Genomic DNA, 23,201 nt, shown 5'->3' on the forward strand with positions numbered 1-23,201 from the left:
CATGTGTGAAGTCAGTCAGTCTTCCACCGGATCGTACGATCAACCGCCACAACCTATCCCGGTCAAGCTGCCTGTTTTTGCAATCGTTGCCGGGGCGTACGAGGCCATGTACGACGACTGCTTTGCGTTCTTGAAGCTGGCTGCGATCCCTTTCGGACTGCTCGTCTACATAAGCGTCATCGAGTTGCTCGCCGAGACGGGGCAAGTGGTCGGTGGCGCCCTTGCGGTCAGTATTCTCCTCGAGTTTACGGCCGTCGTTCTGTTGTCTTTCCTTTGGTGCCGCCGTCTACTACCGCCCGCCGAAAGGCGACACCCCTCGGCGCTGCGCTGTTTTCTCTGGTACCTGCTTTGCGGTCTTTTCCTTTACCTGATTGTCGCCGCGCTCTTGTTCGTTTGGATGTTTGCGGCAGTTTCTGTTTGGCTGTGGCTGATTGAGCTGGTCCCCGCAGCTTCGGTTTTGGTGCAGATCGGTCCCGCCCTGATCTCCGTCTTGGGGATTGCCTTGGTTTTCTTCATGACTGCACGCTTCCTGCCCGTGTTTCCCGGCGTCGCCATTGGGACCTCTGTCACCTTTCGTGCCGCCTGGTTTGCGATGGAAGGCAATGCCTGGCGCGTGATGGCCGCCTTCTTGTTCGCCGCGGCTCCGGTGATGCTGATCACCCTTCTTCTCTTGAGCCTTGTTCCGACAGACGTAGCCGTCGTCAGTTCGCTGGCGATCGGCGTAAACGCTTTTACACAGGCGGCAGTCTGGGTCGTCGGTCTCGGTGCTTCGGCCGGCGTTGCCGCAGCCGTTTTCCAGAGTGTTCGCGAGCATCTTCCAGGAGCGCGGCCGCTGCAGCTCAAACTGCCCGGAATCACCTAGAACAGGCGCGCGCTCCAGAACCTGGAGCGGTCGAGGATGGGATCGCCAAAGCGATTCCACATCAGGCGATCCTGCTCTAAGGCGTGGTCATGGTTCTTGGTCAGTCGGGTGCCTGCCGACCAGGTTTGCCATACCCCATCGCATGGTTTTCTCCATGACGGCAGGCCCGACTGTTAGACTTTGGATCTAGATTGAGTCCAGGAGTGGTGAGGTCCGGTCGACCGTGTCGGGAGCGCATCAGACGGTTGAGGTCTGTCTGCCCATTTGGGGGACCGCGAAGGCAACGCTTCGTCTCCTTGCTGCAGGGTTTCGCGATCTCACAGTGGCAACCGCAGGGCTGTTTCCTCTCTACTATGCGGCTGCTTTGGTGAGCGCCGGTTCGCCCTCTGCCACGATTGATGCGCTTGCCCTTCTGGTCGGGCTTCTGGTCATGGCGGTCGTAAGCGTCGCTTGGTATCGCTCCTTCCTGCTCGGCGAGCCAGCGGCTCTTTTGCGCCGTTTGTCACCTGTCCATCTGCGGATGGGTGCGATGACACTTGTCTTGTCACTGCTGACCTACGGTCCCTTGTGGCTCGCCGAGCCAATTTTCCCGCCGGAGCCTGCGGACAACATCCTCCGCGAGCTTGCCCTCGTCGCAGTCTTCGCCGCTGTGATTTTTCTCACCCTCTATCTCTTCGTGAGGCTGTTCATGGTCTTTCCGGCGATCGCGTTGAGCGCGTCTTTCGAGTTGCGCGATGCCCTTCGGGCCTCCGCGCGCAACGGCGGGCGACTTCTTCTGATATCCCTGTTGCTCGCGCTTCCGGCGGTTCTGCTGCTGGTTGCGGCGGATATTCTTTTCGAGGCTCCGCTCGAGGAATCCAACACGCTTTCAGTTGCTTACGGCTTGGGAGGCCCTGGTATCGACGGTGTGAGGGAAGCGGCCTATGTCCTGCTCCAGAGCTTGCTTCACTTCGTTCTTGCAGCCTTGACGGCGGCCCTCGCCGCGATCGCCTTCACGAGACTTACCGACTTGGCGCCACCTCTCTCCGGTACCGTGGACGCGCGCCTATCGTAGCTCCGCAAGCTGCCCGCATAGCTTGAACGAGGCAGGTTGTGCTAACCCCTGATCGTCGAACGGCCTCCAGCGGGGATAGGCCGTCATCGCGCGCCAATAGAATCGAGAAACGCCCATGACCGACCTTTCCTCCACGCCGCCGTCCGGTCCCGTCGCGCGGCTTCCCGTGGTCCAGACGGTGGCTGATGCCTATCGGTTCACGCTGCAACGCATAGGACAGGTTGTCATCGCAGCGGTCGTTCCCTTCTCTCTTTCGATGCTGATTGCCCTGATCAACTACAATCTTGGCGAGGGTCCCTTCACCTTCGTCACCATTCTCGTAGATCTTTTCGCCTATGCCATCTTCGCGGTGGCTTGGCATCGCGCGCTTCTGGTCAACGAAGCGCCGAATCTGATCCCTCGCCTCGGCAACCGTCAGCTTCGCTTTTGGTTGATGGGACTGTTGATCGCGCTTGTTATGACCGGTGTGGCCTTCGTGCCGACACTACTGTTCGGGTTTCTCGCCGCCGGTGCGGGGCAAGGGGCAGTGGCTCTATTCGTTTTACCTGTCCTTCTGCTCTGCGCTTACCTGCTGGCCCGCTTCAGTTTTGTTTTCCCGGCGGCCGCTGTCGACGAGCGTTTCGGTCTGGGTGCCTCCTGGCGAACCACTGCGGACAACGCCTGGCGTCTGATTGGCGCCTATCTTCTGGCCATCTTGCCGATGATGGTCGCGGTGCTCGGCCTTATGGTGGTGGCCAGCGGTCTTCTGGGCGTTGCAGTCCCGATCGGCGGGCCTGTGGAGGCGATCGAGCCCGCGATGGGTGGGGCTGTCGCCGTATTCGTGATCGTGGCCTTCTCTGTGGTGAACTACATCTTCGCCGCCGTATTCGTGTCGCTTCTGTCGCTTTCCTTCCGCACTTGCACCGGATGGGTCGCGGACAGTGGACAGACCCCGCCGGGCGGCAGTGCCCCTCGAGACGACGGTAGCGGCGACGCTCGCTATCACTGAGGAGCTGGCCCGGTATATTTCTGGAGCCGGTCCAACCATGTTCTCCGATATGAAAATCCGCGGCCTTTTCATGCAGTTGGCTGTGGTAACGGCCGAAGGCATAGCGGACGCCTCGGCACGAAGATGAGCGGTCTGTCCCCGACATCGCCCCGCAGTCCTGCCCAATCGCTCTCGGTTTTGCGGCTTTCGTTCGCTGCTTATGCCGTTACGCTGCAGCGCTTCGGTCACTTAGCTACTGCCGCTGCTGTTCCCTTTGCGCTGTCGGTGTCGGCCTATTTCCTGCCGGCCTCGGTTCACGGCGTCGAGGCGCCACTCTGGAAGAGTCTTCCACCGACACTTCTGATCCATGCGTTTGCTGCAACCTTGTTTGCCGTGGCTTGGATCCGTGCCCTTTTACTCGACGACGTTCCGAGCCTATGGCCGAGGATCGCCCGGCAACACCTGAGGTTTTTTCTGCGCCTTCTGCCGCTTCTTCTTGTTCTTGTCGTCTGCTGGATGCCGCCTATTCTTTTCGTCTCTGCTATTGTCGAATTGTCGCTAATGCCGGGTGGGTGGGGCAGTCCGAATGATCCAGGTTTCATCCCTTTCATCCTAATTTTCATTTTTTTTCTGATTATCGTTCCGCTGGCTGTCACCTATTTGGTAGCTCGTTTTGCTTTGGTTTTGCCGGCCTTCGCTCTCGACCGGCGTTTCGGCTTCGGTGGCTCTTGGCGGAACACTTCGGAGAATGCCTGGAAAATTATTGGCGCTTATATTTTCTTTCCTGCAGTTCTGATTTCCATTTTATTCGCTCTGTTTATTGGCATCTATTATTCATATAATCCAATAGAGCTATTTGATTTGGGCGTTGCGATTTTGCTGTGGTTCATCGTCAATCTGCAGCTTGATGGTGTGATGGATTTCGCTTTGTTTGTCGTTTTCACAGCGACGGGCTATTATTTTATGGCTGCTCTAGCTGCTGTCTTGTCATTCGTGTTTCGTGATTGCGTTGTCTGGGTGCCGGAAGATGAGAAGGCGCGCAGCTCTGTCCGCGACCATGGACGCCCAGTCCGCTGATTTCTCGATCCGACTCCTGCTGTGTCCATGTCCATTGATGCAAAGATCTGTGGCGTTTCAACGCCCGAGGCCTTGGCGGCTGCGGTAGCCGGTGGGGCGCGCTGGATTGGTCTCGTGTTCTTTCCGCGCAGTCCAAGGGCGGTAACCGTAGAGCAGGCAGCGGCCCTGACAGCCGGTCTCGCTTCGCAAACGCAGACCGTCGCGCTGCTGGTCGATCCCGACGATGCCCTTTTGGAGCGGGTCGCGGAGCGTCTACGCCCCGATCTGCTACAACTGCACGGCTCGGAGACAGCGAAACGGGTGGCGGAGATCCGCGGGCGTTGGGGCATCCCGGTCATGAAGGTCATCAAGGTGGCGCGAGCAGAGGATCTGGAGCCGGCCGCGACCTTCGAGCCTGTGGCCGACCGCCTGCTGTTCGACGCCAAGCCGCCTGCCTCCCGGCCCGACGCCTTGCCGGGCGGGAACGCGCTCTCCTTTGACTGGCGGCTGCTGGCGGGTCGGCGTTGGCAGCGTCCCTGGATGCTCTCCGGCGGACTGACTCTGGACAATCTGCGCGAGGCGGTCCAGATAACGGCGGCGCCGGCCGTCGATGTCTCCAGCGGCGTCGAGGACGCACCCGGCCTCAAAAGCCCCACGAAGATCCGCGATTTCCTGGCGCATTGTCGGGAGCTTTGAGCCTCGTTGCGTTGCCCGAGGGCGCCGGATGGGGCAGAGTCCGGCACGACGACAGCTTATGAATGTGTAGAGAAACCCGTGTCGATTGCCGAAAAACTGAACACCTACAAGGCTGGCCCGGACGAGCAGGGCCACTTTGGCGCCTTTGGTGGCCGCTTCGTGGCCGAAACCCTGATGCCGCTGATCCTGGAGGTCGAGCAGGCCTACAAGGACGCGCGCCAGGATCCGGCCTTCCAGAAAGAACTGGACGACTACGCTCGACACTACGTCGGCCGCCCCAGCCCGCTCTATCACGCGGAGCGGCTGACCGAGGCTCTCGGCGGCGCGAAGATCTACTTCAAGCGCGACGAGCTGAACCACACCGGCAGCCATAAGATCAACAACTGCATGGGTCAGATCCTGCTGGCCCGCCGCATGGGCAAGACCCGCATCATCGCCGAGACCGGGGCCGGCCAGCACGGCGTCGCCGTGGCCACGGTCTGCGCGCGCTTCAACCTGCCCTGCGTGGTCTACATGGGCGCGACCGATATCGAGCGGCAGCAGCCCAACGTCTTCCGCATGAAGCTTCTGGGCGCCGAGGTTCGGCCGGTGACCAGCGGCACCGGTACCCTCAAGGACGCCATGAACGAGGCGCTGCGCGACTGGGTCGCGAATGTGGAGGAGACCTTCTACATCATCGGCACGGCCGCCGGTCCGCACCCCTATCCCATGATGGTGCGCGATTTCCAGTCGGTGATCGGGACCGAGCTGCGCGACCAGATGCAGGAGGCGGAAGGGCGCCTGCCGGACTCTCTGGTCGCCTGTATCGGTGGCGGGTCGAACGCCATGGGTCTGTTCTATCCCTTCCTGGACGATGCCCAGGTGCGGGTCATCGGTGTCGAAGCGGCGGGCAAGGGGATCGCCACGGGCGAACACGCGGCCAGCCTGAGCGGCGGCCGTCCGGGCGTGCTGCACGGTAACCGGACCTACCTGCTGCAGACTGACGACGGGCAAATCGTGGACGCCTATTCCATCTCGGCCGGCCTCGATTATCCCGGGATCGGGCCGGAACACGCTTGGCTCAAGGAGTCCGGCCGGGTCGAGTACGTCAGCGTCACCGACGCCGAAGCCCTGGAGGCCTTCAAGCTCTGCACCCGGATGGAGGGCATCATTCCTGCCTTGGAGCCGGCGCATGCCCTGGCCCACGTGGCCAGGTTCGCTCCGACCCTGCCGAAAGATCATCTGCTGGTGATGAATCTCTGCGGGCGCGGCGACAAGGACGTTTTCGCCGTCGCCAAGCATCTGGGGGAGGATCTGGAATGAGCGCCTCCGCCGCCGCTCCTCCCGCGGCCGTGTCGGCCACCTCTATGCGGAGCCGCCTAGAGACGCGTTTCGCGGAGTTGAAGGCCGCCGGCCGGGCCGGTCTCGTCACCTATCTCACGGCCGGCGATCCCGACGAGGCGACCTCGCTGGAGATCCTACGCGGTCTGCCCGCAGCGGGCGCCGACGTGATCGAGATCGGCATGCCCTTCTCCGACCCCATGGCGGATGGTCCGGCGATTCAGGCGGCCGCTCTACGGGCGCTCGACGCGGGAATGACACTGGCCAAGACCCTCGACCTCGTCGCCGCGTTTCGCAAGACGGACGACAGCACGCCTATCGTCCTGATGGGCTACTACAATCCGATCTACAGCATGGGCAACGACGTCTTTCTAAGGCGCGCGGTCGAAGCCGGGGTGGATGGGCTGATCATCGTCGACCTGCCGCCGGAAGAGGACGGCGAACTCTGCCAGCCGGCCCGTGCGGCCGGGCTCCACTGGATCCGCCTGGCGACTCCGACCACTGACGACAGGCGCCTGCCGACTGTCCTGGCCGAGGTCTCCGGCTTTCTCTATTACGTCTCGGTCATGGGCATCACCGGCACGAAGTCGGCGACCCAGGATCAGGTCGCCGAGGCGGTCGCGCGACTACGTCGGCATACGGAGGTGCCCATCGCGGTGGGCTTCGGCATCAAGACGGCCGAGGCAGTTCGCGAGGTCGGTGCCGTGGCCGATGCCGCCGTGGTCGGTTCAGCCCTGGTGGAGCGGGTGCGCGCCAACCTGAACGACGCTGGCCGGGCTTCGCCCGGATTGGTCGAGGATGTCCTAAGTTTCGTACGCGAGTTGGCGGGAGGTTTGAGAGCGTGAACTGGATCAGCGACTATGTCCGACCCCGTATCCGTTCGCTGATCGCCAAGCAGGATGTTCCGGAAAACCTCTGGGAGAAGTGTCCCTCCTGCGGGCAGATGATCTTCCATCGCGAGCTTGAGGCCAATCTGCGGGTCTGCACCAACTGCGGACACCACATGCGGATCGGTGCCGAACGGAGACTGCAGCTGCTGTTCGACGGCGGCAGCTATCAGACCATCGAGCTGCCCGAGACGCCGGCCGACCCTCTGAAGTTCCGGGACCGCGAGCGCTACAGCGACCGCCTCAAGAAGGCGCGCGGCAAGACCGGGCATCAGGATGCCATTCTGGTGGCCCACGGTACCATCGGCGGCCACAAGGCCGTCGTCGCCTGCTTCGATTTCGGGTTCATGGGCGGCTCCATGGGGGTTGCCGTCGGCGAAGCGCTGCTCGCGGCCTCGCGCCTTGCGGTGCTGCAGGAGGCGGCTTTGATCGCCGTGCCGGCCTCCGGCGGGGCGCGCATGCAGGAGGGCATCCTGTCCCTGATGCAGCTTCCCCGCAGCGTCATCGCTGTCGAAGAGGTCAAGGAGGCAGGTTTGCCCTACCTCGTGCTGCTGACCGACCCGACCACCGGGGGCGTCTCCGCCTCCTTCGCCATGCTGGGCGATATCCAGATTTCCGAACCTGGCGCGGTGATCGGCTTCGCCGGTCAGCGGGTGATTGAGGAAACGATCCGCGAATCCCTACCCGAGGGCTTCCAAAGGGCGGAGTACCTGCGTGATCACGGCATGATCGACATGGTGGTACAGCGCAAGGATCTGAACGCGACGATCGGAAAGCTGCTGTCGCTTTTGACCGCAACGGCACCGCTTGCCGAAGTGGTGCCGCTCGATGCGGCCAAGACGGATGGCGCCGGGCAGGATGAAACCGCCGAAGCGGTAGGCCCGCAGGCAGCCAACGGCGCGGGCGATGCGGTTGCCAGCACATCCGAGACGGAGTCGCGCGGCGCGTGAGCCACAGCAGCGACGCCGTCCTGGAACGGCTGACCCGGCTCCACCCGAAAATCATCGACCTGTCGCTCGGGCGGATCGAGCGGCTGCTGGCGCGGCTCGGGCATCCCGAGCGGAGGCTGCCGCCTGTGGTGCATGTCGCGGGAACCAACGGCAAGGGGTCGGTGATCGCCCTGCTGCGGGCCATGCTGGAGGCGGACGGCCAGCGGTGCCACGTCTACACCTCGCCGCACCTCGTGCGCTTTCACGAGCGGATTCGTCTCGCCGGACAGTCGATTCCGGAGGCCGATCTTCTGACCCTGCTGGAGACGTGCGAAGCAGCCAACGGCGAGACGCCGATTACCTTCTTCGAGATCACCACCGCCGCTGCCTTCATGGCCTTCGCCGAGTCGCCCGCCGACGTGCTGCTGCTCGAAGTCGGCCTGGGCGGGCGGCTGGATGCGACCAATGTGGTCGCGCAGCCGGCGTTGAGCGCCATCACTCCGGTGTCGATGGATCACATGCAGTATCTGGGCGACAGCTTGCCCGAAATCGCTTTCGAGAAAGCGGGCATTCTGAAGCCCGGAGTGACCGCCGTGATCGGTCGCCAGAAACCGGCGGCGAGGGACGTTATCGTAAAGCAGGCGGGCGACGTGGGCGCACCGCTGTTGCTGCAAGGCCGCGATTGGGAGGTTGTTCCGCGGGCCGAGGGGTTTCGGCTTCGCGACGGCGACGAGGTGCTGGAGTTGCCCAACCCGGCGTTGGTCGGTGCACACCAGTTCGACAACGCCGGGCAGGCTGCCGTCCTGGCGCGTCGGCTCGGTCTTTCAGCCAAGGCTATCGGGGAAGGACTGGCGGCTGCCTCCTGGCCCGCGCGCTTGCAACGCTTGACCGACGGGCCGCTGGTCGCTGCTTTGCCCTCGGAGTGGCAACTCTGGCTCGACGGTGGCCACAACGCACAGGCAGGGGAGATTCTGGCGGCGGAGGCGGCGAAGTGGCCGGAGCCGCTCGATCTCGTCTATGGCATGTTGAATACGAAGGCGGCCGAAGCTTTCCTAGCCCCTTTGGCGAGCGCCGTACGCCGGCTGCGCGCGGTCGCGATCCCCGGCGAGGTCAACTCCCTGAGCGCCCAGCAGGCGGCTGCGCACGCCTCCGCCTGCGGGATCGACGCCGCCCCTGCAGGCGATGTTCGGCAAGCGCTGGCCGATCTGACGGCGACCTCCGAGCCGCCGGGTCGCATTCTGATTTGCGGATCTCTTTATCTCGCCGGAAAGGTTCTGGCGGAGCAGGAGTGAGCGGCGATGGCGGGGTCGCTTCATGAGAACCTGAAGCGGTTCCATAGGGCGGCAAGATGCTCTAGACCGGTGACGGCGTTCAGGAGGCGCCCGTCATGGTAACTGCACCGATCACGCCCCCGCATCCCACCGCCAAGGCTGCGCCGTCGCTGCCGCCGCCGATCGTCGGCGACCTGCTGCCTGATTTCCAGCTGCAGGACCAGGCGATGCGCATCTCGGTTCTCTCCACCCAGGCGTTGGGTCATCCGGTCGTTCTGTTGCTGACGCCTGACCCCGCCACGCCTGCGGCGGCCAAGTTGCTCAGGAGCTTTGCGGAGGCCTGGGAAGGGCTGGCGGAGGAGCTGCATCTCTTCTGCGTCACCGCCGTTCCGCCGGAGGTCAATGCCAAGGCCCATAGTCTTGCGAACCTCCCCTTCTCGCTTCTGTCCGATCCTCAAGGTCAGGTGGCCGGCGGGTTGGGGCATCCCTGGCGGCGCCAGGCCGATCCCTTCGCCTTGCCGCAGTGTCTGCTGTTGATTGCCGACGCCAACCGGCGGATCCGGCTGATCGATCCCGCTGCCACCGATCCGCTCGCCCAGGTCCGCGCCTATCTGGCGGCACAGCCGCAGCGGCAGGTGCGCCTGTTCCAAGGGCCGCTGGCGCCTGCAATCTACGTTCCCGACGTGCTGGAGCCGGATCTCTGCACGCGCCTGATCGCCTTGCACGAAACGGACAACGCGCCCTCGGGCGTGTTGCGCGACGTGGCCGGCGGGGGCCGCAACGTCGCCGATTCGCAGGTGAAAAACCGGCGCGATCACTACCTCAAGGATCCGGAGCTTACGGCGACGGTCAAGCTACGGTTCCTGCGCCGCCTCTTGCCGGAGATCGCCAAGGCCACTTTCTATCGCATCACGGCCTTCGAGGAGTTCAAGGTGGTTCGCTACGACGCGGAAAGCGGCGGCTTCTTCAAGCCGCACCGGGACAACAACACGCTGTCCGGCGCCCATCGACGCTTTGCGGTCACTCTGAATCTCAATGCCGAGGACTACGAGGGGGGTGAACTGACGTTTCCCGAGTACGGTCCGGACCTTTTCAAGCCGGCCAGCGGCGATGCCGTCGCCTTTTCCTGTTCTCTGCTGCACGAAGCGCGACCGGTCACCGAGGGGCGGCGTTATGTCCTGCTGGCCTTTCTGTACGGCGAGGACGCGAAGCAGGTGCGCGCGCCGCTCCGCCGGTAGGCTGGACTCGGCCGGGGCCACAAGGAAACGCCCCGGCCGAACAGGCCGGGGCGTTGCAACAAACCTCCACAGCGTTTGACCGAGACGCTAGATGCTGTCCTCGATCCACTGCTGCAAGGCACCCTTCGGCAGCGCGCCGACCTTGGTGGCGGCCACCTGGCCGTCCTTGAAGATCATCAGCGTCGGAATGCCGCGAACGCCGTAGCGCGCGGGCGTCGAGGGGTTGTCGTCGATGTTCAGCTTGGCAATTCGCGCCTTGCCGTCCAGATCCTGCGCGATTTCTTCGAGTGCCGGCGCGATCATCTTGCAGGGTCCGCACCACTCGGCCCAGAAGTCCACGACGACCGGCAGGTCCGCCTTGATGACGTCGGAGTCGAAGCTCGCGTCGCTGACGTGGTCGATGCTCATAGTCGGGTTCCTTACGTTTTTGGTGCCAGGGTCGGTCACTGCCTTGGGGTCGTTGCGCTGCCCCAGGGTGCTGTCACCAGGCCGTACCCCGATTCGTTTCCCGCCGAATATGGCGAGCGCCCTCTCGCAGCGTCAAGACGAGCTGTCCGCTGCAAGCGGTGCGTAGGGCGCAAGGCTGCTGTTCGGCAGCGGCATCAGCCGTGGACCGTCTGTCCAGAGCAGAGCGACTTCGACGGGACGATCGGGGTAGAGATGCACCAGAATCGCTCGGTAGAGCGCCATCTGGCGCAGGTAGACCGGCGCAACCTCGGCGAGGCTCAAGGGGGCCGGACGGTTGGTCTTGAAGTCCAAGACAAGCACCTTGTCCGGTCTGACGCAAAGGCGATCGACTTGGCCGCTCACCGCCTCGGGGCCCTCCGGACTCTCGATCAGCCCGACAATAGGGGCTTCCGCAACGCTGTCCGCCGCGAAGAAGTCCGCGAAGTCGGGGTGATTGAGGACTGCAAGAACCTCGGTGGCCAGTTCCTCCGCATTCTCGCCCTTTAAGTCGAGTGTCTGAGCCGACAGATACCGCTGCGCGGCCTCCGCGCGCGCCGCCGGCGGCAGGTCGGGCAGCGACTGCAGCAGGCGATGGATCGCTCGGCCTCTTGCGAAGCGCCGGCCACTGTCGCCGCCCAGGGGCGACCGCAACGCCGGCTCCTCGGCGCTCGGGCGGGAAGGGGTCAAGGGCCTCGGCGGACTGGGTTCCGCCGGCGGATTGCGACGTACCCACGCGGGTAGATCCCGGTCGAGCGCCGTCAGGAGCGGAGTTTCCGGCTCTGGCAGGCGCGTCGGCGCCGCGCTCTGCTTCGTTGCGATCCGCAATCCCGGACCGGCCCAGCCGCCTGGCGTCGTTCCGGTAAAGTCGAAGGCCAGCCGCTCTGCGTGAGGTGCCCAGGCCTTTTCGCAGAGCTTGTACCAGCAGTCGTCGGGCGTTTGCGTACGTGTCTCGTAGCCGCAGACATACAGTCGATCTTCCGCGCGCGTCAGCGCCACGTACAGAAGCCGTTTGTATTCGTCCTGAGCGGCGATCTCCAGGGCTCGGCGTGCCGCGCCGGTGACGGACTCTTCGGTGGAGCGGCGGGGTGGCCAGGCTGGGAGCGACCCCTCATCACTCTCCAACCAAAGGATACGGTCGCTTCGCTGAGGCCTTTGCATGCTGTCCGGTAGTAAGACCACTGGCGCTTGAAGTCCCTTCGCGCCATGTACGGTCATAACGCGTACGGCCGTTCCGGCCAGGTCGGCATCGCGTTTGATTTCCTGGGCGCCGATCTCGATCCAGTGCAGAAAGCCTTCCAGACTCGGCGTGTGCTCCGTCTCGTACGCAAGCGCGAGGCCGAGAAACTCCTCGATCGGGTCCGCCGCATCGGGCCCGAGTCTCTCCAGCAAACGGGCGCGTCCCTCTCCGGCGCCCAAGAGGTCCGCGAAGAACTCGTAGGGTGGCACCAGGTCGGCGCGGCTTCGCTGCGCCTTCAGGAACTCCAAGGCCGCGCGATATGTGCGCTGCCGCTCTGCTTGTGCCTCCAAAGCCTGCCAGAGGCGGCCCTTGCGGTTCCACGCCAGCTCATAGAGCTGCTCCTCGCTCAGCCCGATCAGCGGGCCCTTCAAGACGCAAGCCAGCGTCAGGTCGTCCTCAGGCAGCAGGCAGGTTCGGGCCAAGGCGACGAGGTCCATCACCGCCAGCTGTTCCGTCAGGATCATTCGGTCGATCCCCGCCACCGGGACGGCGCGCTGCTTCAGGGCTCGGATCAACTCTTCGACGAAGGCGTTGCGCCGCCGCACCAACACAAGGATATCGCCAGGCCCGATCTGGCGATCGCGGGACGCGAGCCAGGCGTCGTCGCCTGGACGGACCGTCTTTGCCTGCGTCCAACTACGGATCGTCTCCGCGAGAAGTTCGGCGAGACGCGTGCGCGGTGCCGCTTCTCCGCTGCGTTCCGTCGGCGGACTCCAGATCTCAGGGTCGGCCCGGTCCTCGGGAGACACAGGTGGCCAGAGTTCGACGCAGCCGGCCTGGCCGACGCGGACGGGGTCGTGACTGCGCCAGGGCTCGCCGAAGGTGACGCCGCCCTGTTCGGCTGTCTCGGCAAAGACCGCATCGACCGCCTGGAGTACCGGCGCGACGGAACGGAAGGAGTGCACGAGATCGACCGGTTCCCAGCCGCGCTCGGCCTGACGGACGCGTCCGGCGAAGTGGCTGCGCATGCGCAGGAACTCCGCCGGATCAGCGCCCTGGAAGGAATAGATCGACTGCTTGGGGTCGCCGACGGCAAAGATGCTGCGGGACGGTTGGCCCTCCGGCCGTTCGGCACCGAGGCCGGCAAAGAACTCCTCCGTCAGCAATTCCACGACGCGCCATTGATCCGGATTGGTGTCCTGAGCTTCGTCGATCAGCAGATGATCCAGGCCACCGTCCAGTTTGTAGAGAACCCAGGGCGCGATCGCCGTCTGTTCCAGCAGGCTGCGGCTGGTCTGAATCAGATCTTCATAGTCGAGACGCGCCCGCTGCCGCTTGGCCGCTTCGTAGGCATCGAAGATCGCGCCGGTCAGGTGCAGAAGCGCTTCGCTGGCCTCAGCGACCGTCGCCGCCTTCAACCTGTCGCGTAAGGCTGCCAACCGCTCGGCTTCAGATGCCAGGATGTCATCCGCGCCTGGCAGGGCGCCCAGGGTCGCCTTGGTCGCCAGACGGGCCCGTGGACTGCCGTCTTGCGTGAAGAAGGCCGAGAGATAGCCTTCCCAGCGCTCCGCCCGGCTTTCGGTGACCTGCAGCCAGTCCGCGATGACCTTGCCGGCTTTCGCATCCGTCTTGGCCCCGCTGTTCACCATCGCTTGGGCGACGGCTTGTAGACCGGCTTGATCCAGGGCGGGATCTTCGCAAGCCCTTGTCAGCAGGGTCTCGTAAGTCTCTTCCCCTGTCAGGCCCAGGCGCCGTCGCAGGGCGCGCGACATTCCGTCGATCCCGAGAAAGCTGCGCCGGGCCGCGGCCAGCTTGGCGCGGCGCCCGAGCAGTTCGCCGAGCAGACCGTCGAAGTCCTCCTCATTCACCCAGGCGCCAACCTTGGCAAGCGCTTGCCCGAGCGGTCCCTGGTCGCCGGCGGCCTGGGCGAGGACCTGCGCCTTTGCTTCCGCCATCGTTTCGCGCGCGGTCATTTCGTCCATCAGCTCGAAATGCGGCGCGATCTCGGCCTCTATCGGAAAGCGCGCGATCAGCGATTGGCAGAAACTGTGGATGGTCTGGATTTTCATTCCGCCGGGAATCTCGAGCACCCGCGCGAAGAGGGTGCGTACCCGCGCCAGCGCCTGCGCGTCCGGGGCGATGCCGGACAGTGCCTGCACCTCCGCGCGCAGCTGGAGCTCCGGCAGGGCGACCCAGGCAGTCAGCCGACGCGCGAGGCGGGTTTGCATCTCGGCGGCCGCGGCGCGCGTGAAGGTCAGACAAAGCAGGCGCGCGGGATCGGCGCCGGCAAGCAGCAGGGACAGGACCCTGTCGGTCAGGACCTTGGTCTTGCCGGTGCCAGCCGAAGCCGAGACCCAGACGCTGGCGCCCGGATCGCTCGCCCGCGCTTGGGCCAGCCCAGCCTGCTGGAGCTTTCGGGTTCGCTGTGCTTCGAGGGAGAGGCTGTCCGAAGGCTCTTGCGTCATGAGCCCTCCTCGCCCTCCACCGCCGTCCATTCCTTGACCCGCGCGAGATGTTCGTAGTCGCTGTAGCGCGGTGCCCAGTCTGGGCGCGGTCGGGCGTGGTAGGGGGTGTTCGGATCCTGAAAGCGTTGGATCAAGGCGGTCAGACCGTTGCGGGCCTGGAGCGCCAGTTCGGCGATCGGCGGGGTATCCCTTCCTGGCTTGACGGTCTTGACTTCGCCAGGAGGCTGCCCGCCCGTCAAGCGCCAGAAGGCCAGCTCCCCGACCTCTCCCGCCGCAAGCCCCTCGAAGCCGCCGTCCAATGCAATGGCGGCTTCCAACGGCAGTTGCGGCGAGAAGCCGAGGCGCAGCGACTTCGCGCTCGGTGCCGTACCGGTCTTGTAGTCGATCAGGGCCAAGCGGCCGTCGGTCAGGCGTTCGATACGATCGGCCCGCGCGCGGAGTTCGAAGCCCCCGATGACGATCCGGCCCTCGATCTCGCTCAAGAGAGCCGTCAGATCCCGGCGACGCTCCGCCTCCTGGGAGATCACCCAGGTGGCGATGCGCGTGAAGCGCGGCCACCAGAAGGCGAAGAGCGTCGGGCGATGACGAATGCGCTGGAAGACGTCGCGGCCGTGGTCGAGCAGCCGAGCCTCCGCATCCGCCGGCAGGGTGTCGGGCCAGGTCTTCGTGAAGGCCTCCAGAGCGTCGTGCACGATCAGCCCCTTGTCAGCCGCACCGGGCTCTTCATCAAGGGCCGGCAGCTTCTTCAGCGCCAGAACGTGACGGGCGTAGACCGCGTAGGGGTCCCGCATCCAGGTCTCGACCTGGGTCACGGAGAGTGAGGTCGGGCGGGCGGCGGTCGGCGGTTTTGGGGAAGGAGGGTCGCAGGGCCGATAGGCGGCGGCGGCGTCCAAGGCCGCAACCCGCGCGGTCCAGAGATCGCTTTCGTCGCCCAGTGCCCCTGGTACGCCCAGGACGCCGCGCAGAGCGTCCAGCCGCAGTAGCCAGCGGGAGGGAACGGTCGGTGTACCCTCGACGCGCGCGGCGCGCGTCAGGATCACCTCGGGTGCGCTGGTTGCCTGAGCAAAGTCGTGGGCGGCGAGACCGATTTTCCGCTCCACCGGCGGCAGTCCGAAGTCGGCACGCATCGGTCGGCTCATCCAGGGCCCCGGCTCGGTCTCGGCGGGCCAGATCCCCTCGTTCAGGCCGGCCAGAACCAGACGGTCGGCTTGCTGAAGCCTGGCCTCCAGCGGCCCGAGAATCGCTAGGCGCGGATGTCCGCCGTAGCGGCGTCGAACGCTTCGGCCGGCCATCAGCGCTTCCAGGACGGCCAGATAGCGCACGGCGGTCAGGCCGCCTGCCGTTGCGGCGGCTTCGTGGAGTTCGGCGAAGAAGAGAGCGGCCTCCTCACCTGCCTCGCCGCGCCAGAGCCGTGCGGCACCGGCCTCGGTGTCGCTGGTCGCCAAGGCCTCGGCGAAGGCGACGTGGGCTTCCGCCGTTTGCGCGAGACCTCCAGCGCGCTCGCTCAGCCGCGTCGCAAAGCTTCGGGCCATGGCGGCGAGGCCCTGCAGCCAGGGCACTAAGCTCCGGCCGTTCGGTTCGGCGCGCGCCGCCGTCAGCAACCCCTCGAAGCCGGCGGGCGGGCGCGGCCCGCGCAGAACGGCGACCTCCAGCCGGCGGACCTTGGCTCGAAACTGCGCCAGATCCTCGCCGCCGGCCGCGAGCGGATGCTTTAAGGCGGCGAGCAGGGGCAGGGGCGCCAGCTGCTCCGCGACCATCTGGGCGGTCAAGCGTAGGAAAGCGCCCGGCGGCGTGGTGGCGAGCGGTCGACCGGCCGAGTCGTCCACCTCCAGTCCCCAGCGCCGCAGCTCCGTCGCAACCCGTCGCGCAAGCGATCTGTCGGGTGTGATCAAGGCGGCTCTTTTGCCAGGTGTGTCCAGCGTCTCGCGTAGCAGCAGGGCCACGGTGGTAGCCTCTGTGCCGGGGTCCGGACAGTCGATCCGCCGCAGACCCTCCAGGGCCTGTATCGCCTCTTGCCGAGACAGATCTTCTGCCGGCTCGCTCCAGCCGGCCGTGGCGGCCGCCGGCCAAAGGGCCTTGGCGAGCAGCTGTCGGCGTTGTGTCGCGGCCTTTGCCGGCGGCGTCGCGACCGAGGCAGGCCAGGCGGCCACGTCGCGCCGATCGATCTCCAGACGGCGTAGCAGACGGGCAAGGGTATGCTGTGGATGGCTAGGCGCCTCCAGAACCTCGGCCCAGGCCGCCTCGGGCATCTCGCGATCCAGACCCGGCAGGACGACGGCGCCATTCGGCAAGCCGGCAACGACCTTGAGCAAGTCGGCCGTAGCGGGAATGGAGCCCGTCGAGCCGGCGGCGACGACCGGACCTTGCGGCGGCTCCGCCTGCCAGGCCGCTGCCTGGGCTTCCAACAGCCTACGCCGGCGTTCGGCGGCGCCGAGTGTGCCTAGATCCTGTTGAATTCGGGGCCAGTGCTCGGTGATGATTCTCAGGAAATCCAAGGTTTTTTGCCAGTGAACGGCGTAGTCGTCCGGAACGAGGCGGTCCAGATCCGCAAAGTCCAGTCCCTCGGTCTCGACCGAGTCGATCAGGCGAGCCAGTTCGCCGGCCAGGCGGATGGCCTGATCCTCGGCCGGTGCCCCTCCATCGCCGCGTTGCTCCGACCAGCGCAGCACCAGTCGGGCAAGCAGAAGCTGGCGGGCGATTTCGGGGAGCTCGGGGCGCAGGTCCGGCAGGCCGTCGCCGAAAACGGCACCGCCGAAGGCACTGTTGGATCCCGCCGGCTCGCCGGCGATCAGCAGTTCGTCTGCATCGACCTCACCCAGCGGTTGGATGCGCGGGAGCAGAAGTGCCTGCCCTTCCGACACCCGCAGAAAGGCTTCGGCCAAGGCACGCCCGGCGCGGCGCGTCGGAAGCAGGATCTGAATTCTGGAGAGGTCCAGAGGGTCGCTGCAGCGGGCCAGGAGCCCGCGTGCGAGCGCATCGAGGAATCCGACCTCGGGATCGATGCTGTAGACCTTCGGCGTTTCTGCCTGCAACGACTTGCGGATCCTTTCGACCTGTCGCGGCTAGAGCAGGATCGTCTGAGGTGGACTCGCGTCGGCCATCCGACCCTCAGACGATCGCGCTCTAGGCTACTCCTGAGCGGCCATCCGCTCCTCGCGACCACCGCCCAGTTCGGAGCGGAGCTCCAGCTCCGCGCGTTCGAGGTCTTCGGGTCTTCCGACATGATACCAGGCCCCGTCATGCCGCAGGCCGTAGAGCCGCTCGCGTTCGATGGCCCGATCGTAGATCAGATTGAGCGAGAAGGGACCGTCCGGCGTCGTGGCGAAGAGCTCGGGCTTCAGCACCTGAACCCCGGCGAAGGTAAAGGGAGCGATCTCTCTCTCTCGGCGTCGGCGCAGGCGACCCTGAGGATCCATCACGAAATCTCCCGGTCCGTCGTAGCCGACGGCGACGGGGCTCGGCTGCAGCAGCAGCAGGACATCCATTCGCTCCGGGTCCCAGTAGCTTCTCAAGCGCTCCAGGGTCGGCTGGTAGCCGTCCAGCCAGACGACATCTCCGTTACAGACGAAGAAGGGCGCGGGTCCCAGCTCCGGCAAGGCCTTCTTAACGCCGCCGCCGGTCTCCAGCAGCTCAGGCTCATCGCTGAAGACAAGCGGAGGGGCAGGGCAGTCGGAGAGGTGGCTTCTGAGTTTGCCGCCGAGATGATGCAGATTCACGACCGCCTTCTCGATTCTCGCGGCCGCGAGGCGCGCCAGGATCCGGTCGATCATCGGCACGCCGTGTACGGCGATCAGCGGCTTGGGCGTCGTCTCGGTCAGCGGGCGCATTCGCTCGCCGCGGCCGGCGGCGAGCACCATCGCGCGGGTCAAAGTCATCAGGCGGCCTCTTGCGGTGCGGGGGACAGGCGCAGGTTCTCCGGCCAGTGGGCAGCGAACCACGCCGCGACGGGGGTCAGAGCCGGATGCGCGAGACTACGGTTCAGATGGCGCCAGGTGCGCGGGACGTGACGCAGGTAGTTCGGCTTCCCGTCCCGCCGGTCCAGGCGGGTAAAGATCCCAATGATCTTGGCGGCGCGCTGGGCGCCCAGGATCGCGTATCCGTCGCGAAAGGCGGGGCTGTCAAGGGCCGGCAAGGCGGCGAAGTAGGCTTCCAGCGACGCGTCTACCGTTTCGGGTTCGATGTCGCGGCGCGCGTCTTCCAGAAGAGACACGAGGTCGTAGGCGGGATGACCGATCAGGGCGTCCTGGAAGTCCAGCAGTCCGACCGCATCGGGACCCTCGCGTCCAGACAGCTCCATCAGGTTGTCGACATGGAAGTCGCGGAGCACGAGCGTCGAGGGCAATGCCTCGAGCCTGACAAAAACCTCGCGCCACGCCGCCTCGTAGGCGTTTACGGCATCAGGCTGCAGCCCGGATACGGAGAGGGCCGGCCAAGTCCAGTCGGTCAGCAGCCGCACTTCGCGCAGCAACTCTTCGGCCCCGTAGGCCTCTATCTCCGTCGTCGTGCCGGGTTGCCAACGCCCTTGCAGGGTCGCGAGCGTTTCCACTGCCTTCAGATAGAGCGGTAACTCCTCGGCCCCTTCGGCCAGGGCGACTGTGAAAGTCCGGTCGCCGAAGTCTTCCAGCAGGACGAAACCCTCGGCTTCGTCTGCCGCGAGGATTTTCGGTGCCGAAAGGCCGAAGGCCTGCAGCAATCGCGCGATCCTGACAAAGGCGGCCGGCCTTTCCTTGTCCGGCGGAGCGTCCATCAGGACGGCGGTCTCAGCGCCTCGACGCAAGCGGTCGTACCGCCGGAAGGAGGCGTCGGCCGCCAGGGTGGCGCGATCGTCGGGATGCCAGCCCTGTTCGATCAGGAAGTGCTCCAAGCGCGTTGCTCGCCGATCGGCTGTCATGTCTGACTCAGCTCTCCTGCGTTCGCCGTCAGCCGTTCTGCCCAACTTCCGCAGCCCCGCAAGGTTGCGAGGCGGGACCGGTCGTCGGTCGGTCCCATGGCAAGATGAAGGTCGAGCCGCTCGGCGCGCAGTCCTGTTTCGAGACGCTCGGGCCATTCGATCAGGCTGATGCCTTCCGCCAGGGCATCGTCGAGTCCGAGTTCCCAAACGTCTTCGGGGTTCTCCAAGCGGTAGAGATCGAAATGCCAGACTTGCCGGTCGCCACGCTCGTAGACCTGAACTAGGGTAAAGGTCGGACTGGGCACGTCTTCCTGCGAACCCGGCAGGGTGTTGATCAAGGCCCTGCAGAAGGCGGTCTTTCCGGCGCCTAGACCGCCACTTAACGCCACCAGGTCCCCGGTTCGAAGAAGGGGCGCCAAGCGCGCCGCCAAGGCGGCCGTAGCCGCTTCGTTCGGAAGCGCTACCTCAAGGCAGGTTGGATCTGTGGCCGGCAATTCCATGCGGCTGCCTTGTACACGCGCCGCCGCGCACGCGTCCAGCCGGGCGCAACCTTGCCATTGCCCGGACAGCCTGCCATGTAGCGAGAGACTGAGCCTCTTCTCCCTCTCCACCGACCGCGTCTTTTCATGACCCAGACCCCTCACGTGACCCAAGGTGCAAACGGCGCCATCCACGATGTCGACGTGGCGATCGTCGGTGCGGGACCCGTAGGTCTCTTTGCCGTCTTCGAACTCGGCATGTTGAAGATGCGCGCGGCGGTCGTCGATGCGCTGGACGCGATTGGCGGCCAATGCGCTGCGCTTTATCCCGAAAAGCCGATCTACGACATCCCCGGCTACCCTGAAGTGATGGCCTACGACCTGATCGAAAAGCTGGCGGAGCAGGCCGCGCCCTTTGATCCCAGCTATCACCTCGGTCAACAAGTCGAGACGCTCGAGCGGACCTCCGAGGGGCGGTGGCGTTTGACCACCTCCAAGCGCGTGACGATCGAGGCGACGGCGGTCGTGATTGCCGCCGGCGTCGGCGCCTTCGGGCCGAACCGTCCGCCTCTGGAGGGGCTTGAAGGTTACGAAGCGAGCGGGGCGGTGCAGTACATGGTGCCGAAGCCCGAAGCCTTCCGGGACAAGCGCTTGGTGATTGCTGGCGGCGGCGACTCGGCGCTGGACTGGGCGCTCAACCTGGCGCCGGTCGCGCGGTCCGTCGCGGTGGTGCATCGCCGTGCGAAGTTCCGCGCCGCGCCCGACAGTGTGGCCAAGCTGAATGCCCTGGCCGCCGCGCCCGATAGCGGAGTCGAGCTGGTGGTGCCTTACCAGTTGCACAGGCTGGACGGCGACGGAGAGAAGCTGTCGGCAGTGGTCGTGCGTGATCTGGACGGCAAGGAGCGCAGGTTGGAAGCCGACGCTCTCCTGCCCTTCTACGGCCTCTCCATGAACCTCGGTCCGATTGCCGATTGGGGGCTCGACTTGGAGCGTAGCCATGTCCAGGTCGATCCCGGGAGTTGCGTCACTTCGGTGCCGGGCGTCTTTGCCATCGGCGATGTCGCTGCCTATCCCAACAAACTGAAACTGATCCTCTGCGGTTTTTCCGAGGCCGCGATGGCGGCTCATGCGATCTACGCACTCGTTCACCCTGGCGAGGCTCTGCATTGGGAGTACTCGACCACCAAGGGCCTGCCGGGTGACGACCAGCGCGACAGCGCTGCCTGAGATCATTTCGCGAACGGTCCGAGGGAATAGGGCGTTCCGGCCCGCTACTCGCCCGACTTGGCGCGCGGTGTAGCGGGGGGCTGGCGCAACACCGCGACTTTCGTTTCCGCGGAAGCGCTCAGGTCCGGCAAGCGGCAGGTCACTTGCGTCCCGGCACCTGCCGACGAATGCAGTTCGACCCGTCCGCCGTGCAGCTCGACCAAGGATTTGACCAGAGAAAGACCGAGGCCGACGCCAACGTGTCGCTCAGCCTGGGTTTTGCCGCGTTCGAACTTGCCGAAAACCCGCTTCTGGTCCTGCATGGGGATACCGGCTCCGGTGTCCGATACCGAAAGCAGCACCTCGCCTGGCAGGCGTGCCGCACTCAAACGAATAGAGCCGCCTTCCGGTGTGAACTTGATCGCGTTGGACAGCAGATTGAAAAGCGCCTGTACGACGCGGCGCTGGTCGCAGAGTAGAGAACCGAAGTCCGCCGGGCAGTCGACGGAAAGCTCCAGACCGGCGCTGCGGACCCGTTCGCGAACCAGGCCGCCGACGTCGGTCAAGAGATCGGGCACGGAGACCGGCGAGCGTTCGAGGATCAGGTAGCCCGCTTCGATCGATGCCAGATCGAGAATATCGTTGATCAGCGCGATCAGCCGCTGGGACGAGTCGACGATGGCGTGACTGTACTCGCGCTGACGTTCGCTCAGCGGGCCGAAGTACTGGTTTTCCAGGATTTCCGCGAAGCCGATGATCGCATTGAGGGGGGTCCGCAGTTCGTAGGAAATGTTGGCGATGAACTCGGACTTCAACCGGTCGGTGGTCTCCAAGGCCTCGTTCCGCTCGCGCAGAGCCCTCTCGACCCGGGTAGAATCGGTGACGTCGACGTAGGTGAAGAGGCTCGCTCCGTCGGGCAACATCACCTGGGTCCAGTCAAGCTGCGTTCCGTTGGCGCGTTCCAGCCGCCCGCTGGCTTCGCGTGGCTCGGTACTGGCCACGACCATCTGTTCCATCAGCCTGTTCCAGACGGTGTCGTCGACGTCGTAGAAGTCTCTGGTGCGCTGAACGATCTCGCGGACATGCGGATGGGTATCCAGGAGCGCCGTCGGCAAGTCCCAGATCTGGGCGAAAGCGGGATTATAGAGCTTGAGACGACCGTCGGCGCCATAGACGGCGACGCCTTCGAACAGATTATCCAGCGTCTCCCTCTGGACTTCCAGCAGCGTATTGTAGGTCCGTTCGAGGCGCAGCGTATCGGTCACGTCCTCGTAGGTCAGCAGCACGCCGCCGAAGGGGTGCGGGTTTATGACGAAGCGAAGAGTGGTGCCGTCCGGGAGGTGCATCAGCTCCTCCACCGGTTCGATCACCCGCTGGAAACTGCGCAGTTGCTGCGACTTGAATTCGCCGAAGTCGGCTTGCTCCGGCAGCCGGCGGGCCGCACGAAGACGGTCCCAGACCTCCGTGATATGCGGCTCACTCGCGAGAAAGGCCTCGTTCAGTTGCCATAGGCGCGAATAGGCCTGGTTGTAGAAGGTCAGGTGCATGTCGGGGCCAAGCACCGCGATCCCGACGTTGATGTTCTCCAGCACGTCGCTTTGCGCACGGCTATGGCGTGCGAGCTCCGCACGCAGCTCCTCTACCGCCGTCAGATCGCGTGCATGTCCCACCAGCGTCCCGTCGGCCAAGGGGGTCTCGGTAATCTCCAGAAGGACGCGGCGTCCGCCGGCGACCACATGGAAGGCTTGGGACGAGCTTTCCTGACTGGCCAGAGCTGCACGCGCCAGCGCGCGCGCCGCTTCGCGATCGTCGGCGTCCACCAACTCCGCGTTGCTCGCCAGAGCCTGGTCGCGGCTCTGTCCTACAGCGGCCAGGTAAGCGTCGTTGGCGTGGAGAAGGGAGAGATCGCCGCTGCGCCACCAGACCGGCCGTGGCAAGCCGTTGAGGAGGCTGTAGAGATTGTCACGCTCGACCTCTGCGGATTCGCGTCGGCGGCTCTCGTCATGGTGCTCGGCCAGACCGCGCTCAGCCCTGTCGCGCATTTCCTGAAGCTCGGACCTCGCTTGCGCGAGGGCGGTCTGTGCGGTTGCTTCAGCTGCGGCGCTTTCGGCCGATTTGCGCCGGGCACGAAGAGTTACGACCCCGGCCAAGCAAACCAGAATCATGCAGGCCAACGCTGCAATCCAGGCCGGAGCCATACCGTCTCAACGATAGAAACCGCACCGAAACTAACGCCGTTGGTTCGGCCCTACCGTC

18 protein-coding genes are annotated in these 23,201 nt (G+C 65.1%); 11 read left to right on the forward strand and 7 right to left on the reverse strand.

What is annotated here, in order from left to right; all coding sequences use genetic code 11:
- Position 1 precedes the first annotated feature (1 nt).
- The 10 genes from ACO054_RS18750 to ACO054_RS18795 all read left to right on the forward strand — a co-directional run bounded on the left by ACO054_RS18750 (position 2) and on the right by ACO054_RS18795 (position 10,280).
- Entirely contained in the window at positions 2 to 862 is an 861-nt protein-coding gene (locus ACO054_RS18750; RefSeq protein WP_421708108.1) for a hypothetical protein, read from the forward strand.
- 322 nt (positions 863 to 1,184) lie between these two features.
- On the forward strand, positions 1,185 to 1,916 hold the full coding sequence (locus ACO054_RS18755; RefSeq protein ID WP_421708109.1) for a hypothetical protein: 732 nt from the start codon (positions 1,185 to 1,187) through the stop codon (positions 1,914 to 1,916).
- Between the two features lie 115 nt (positions 1,917 to 2,031).
- On the forward strand, positions 2,032 to 2,904 hold the full coding sequence (locus tag ACO054_RS18760; RefSeq protein WP_421708110.1) for a hypothetical protein: 873 nt from the start codon (positions 2,032 to 2,034) through the stop codon (positions 2,902 to 2,904).
- A gap of 123 nt (positions 2,905 to 3,027) precedes the next feature.
- Complete coding sequence (locus tag ACO054_RS18765) at positions 3,028 to 3,960, forward strand: hypothetical protein (RefSeq protein WP_421708111.1); 933 nt, start codon at positions 3,028 to 3,030, stop codon at positions 3,958 to 3,960.
- A gap of 27 nt (positions 3,961 to 3,987) precedes the next feature.
- Complete coding sequence (locus ACO054_RS18770; RefSeq protein WP_421708112.1) at positions 3,988 to 4,635, forward strand: phosphoribosylanthranilate isomerase; 648 nt, start codon at positions 3,988 to 3,990, stop codon at positions 4,633 to 4,635.
- Between the two features lie 84 nt (positions 4,636 to 4,719).
- Positions 4,720 to 5,937, forward strand: coding sequence for a tryptophan synthase subunit beta (gene trpB, locus ACO054_RS18775; protein WP_421710388.1), 1,218 nt, complete (start codon positions 4,720 to 4,722; stop codon positions 5,935 to 5,937).
- The gene (gene trpA / locus ACO054_RS18780) at positions 5,934 to 6,800 is read left to right on the forward strand and encodes a tryptophan synthase subunit alpha (RefSeq protein ID WP_421708113.1); all 867 of its coding nucleotides are present in this window, start codon (positions 5,934 to 5,936) and stop codon (positions 6,798 to 6,800) included. Before trpB ends, trpA begins: the two co-directional genes overlap by 4 nt.
- Complete coding sequence (gene accD, locus ACO054_RS18785; protein WP_421708114.1) at positions 6,797 to 7,792, forward strand: acetyl-CoA carboxylase, carboxyltransferase subunit beta; 996 nt, start codon at positions 6,797 to 6,799, stop codon at positions 7,790 to 7,792. The genes trpA and accD overlap by 4 nt, the downstream gene beginning before the upstream one ends.
- Positions 7,789 to 9,063 carry a bifunctional folylpolyglutamate synthase/dihydrofolate synthase gene (locus ACO054_RS18790; RefSeq protein ID WP_421708115.1) on the forward strand — a complete coding sequence of 425 codons (1,275 nt, stop codon included), beginning with the start codon at positions 7,789 to 7,791 and terminating at the stop codon, positions 9,061 to 9,063. Before accD ends, ACO054_RS18790 begins: the two co-directional genes overlap by 4 nt.
- A 95-nt stretch (positions 9,064 to 9,158) precedes the next feature.
- Entirely contained in the window at positions 9,159 to 10,280 is a 1,122-nt protein-coding gene (locus ACO054_RS18795; protein WP_421708116.1) for a 2OG-Fe(II) oxygenase, read from the forward strand.
- An 87-nt stretch (positions 10,281 to 10,367) separates the two neighbouring features.
- On the opposite strand, the gene trxA is transcribed toward ACO054_RS18795, so the two are convergent.
- The 6 genes from trxA to tsaE all read right to left on the reverse strand — a co-directional run bounded on the left by trxA (position 10,368) and on the right by tsaE (position 19,760).
- Positions 10,368 to 10,688, reverse strand: coding sequence for a thioredoxin TrxA (trxA, locus tag ACO054_RS18800; RefSeq protein ID WP_421708117.1), 321 nt, complete (start codon positions 10,686 to 10,688; stop codon positions 10,368 to 10,370).
- 132 nt (positions 10,689 to 10,820) lie between these two features.
- Positions 10,821 to 14,369 carry a double-strand break repair helicase AddA gene (gene addA, locus ACO054_RS18805; RefSeq protein ID WP_421708118.1) on the reverse strand — a complete coding sequence of 1,183 codons (3,549 nt, stop codon included), beginning with the start codon at positions 14,367 to 14,369 and terminating at the stop codon, positions 10,821 to 10,823.
- On the reverse strand, positions 14,366 to 17,401 hold the full coding sequence (gene addB, locus ACO054_RS18810) for a double-strand break repair protein AddB (protein WP_421708119.1): 3,036 nt from the start codon (positions 17,399 to 17,401) through the stop codon (positions 14,366 to 14,368). The genes addA and addB overlap by 4 nt, the downstream gene beginning before the upstream one ends.
- 96 nt (positions 17,402 to 17,497) lie before the next feature.
- Positions 17,498 to 18,244: a nucleotidyltransferase family protein gene (locus tag ACO054_RS18815; RefSeq protein WP_421708120.1), complete on the reverse strand. Its 747-nt coding sequence runs from the start codon at positions 18,242 to 18,244 to the stop codon at positions 17,498 to 17,500.
- Entirely contained in the window at positions 18,244 to 19,260 is a 1,017-nt protein-coding gene (locus ACO054_RS18820) for an aminoglycoside phosphotransferase family protein (RefSeq protein ID WP_421708121.1), read from the reverse strand. Before ACO054_RS18820 ends, ACO054_RS18815 begins: the two co-directional genes overlap by 1 nt.
- Positions 19,257 to 19,760 (reverse strand): tRNA (adenosine(37)-N6)-threonylcarbamoyltransferase complex ATPase subunit type 1 TsaE, encoded by a 504-nt coding sequence (gene tsaE, locus ACO054_RS18825; RefSeq protein ID WP_421708122.1) that lies wholly within the window; start codon positions 19,758 to 19,760, stop codon positions 19,257 to 19,259. The genes ACO054_RS18820 and tsaE overlap by 4 nt, the downstream gene beginning before the upstream one ends.
- Before the next feature lie 126 nt (positions 19,761 to 19,886).
- Here tsaE and ACO054_RS18830 point away from each other — a divergent pair, with 126 nt between their 5' ends.
- Positions 19,887 to 20,966 carry an NAD(P)/FAD-dependent oxidoreductase gene (locus ACO054_RS18830; RefSeq protein ID WP_421708123.1) on the forward strand — a complete coding sequence of 360 codons (1,080 nt, stop codon included), beginning with the start codon at positions 19,887 to 19,889 and terminating at the stop codon, positions 20,964 to 20,966.
- Between the two features lie 44 nt (positions 20,967 to 21,010).
- Here ACO054_RS18830 and ACO054_RS18835 read toward each other — a convergent pair whose 3' ends face one another.
- Complete coding sequence (locus tag ACO054_RS18835) at positions 21,011 to 22,987, reverse strand: PAS-domain containing protein (protein ID WP_421708124.1); 1,977 nt, start codon at positions 22,985 to 22,987, stop codon at positions 21,011 to 21,013.
- Positions 22,988 to 23,201: the final 214 nt, after the last annotated feature.

Source organism: Algihabitans sp., assembly GCF_965226985.1.
Lineage (GTDB): Bacteria > Pseudomonadota > Alphaproteobacteria > Kiloniellales > DSM-21159 > Algihabitans.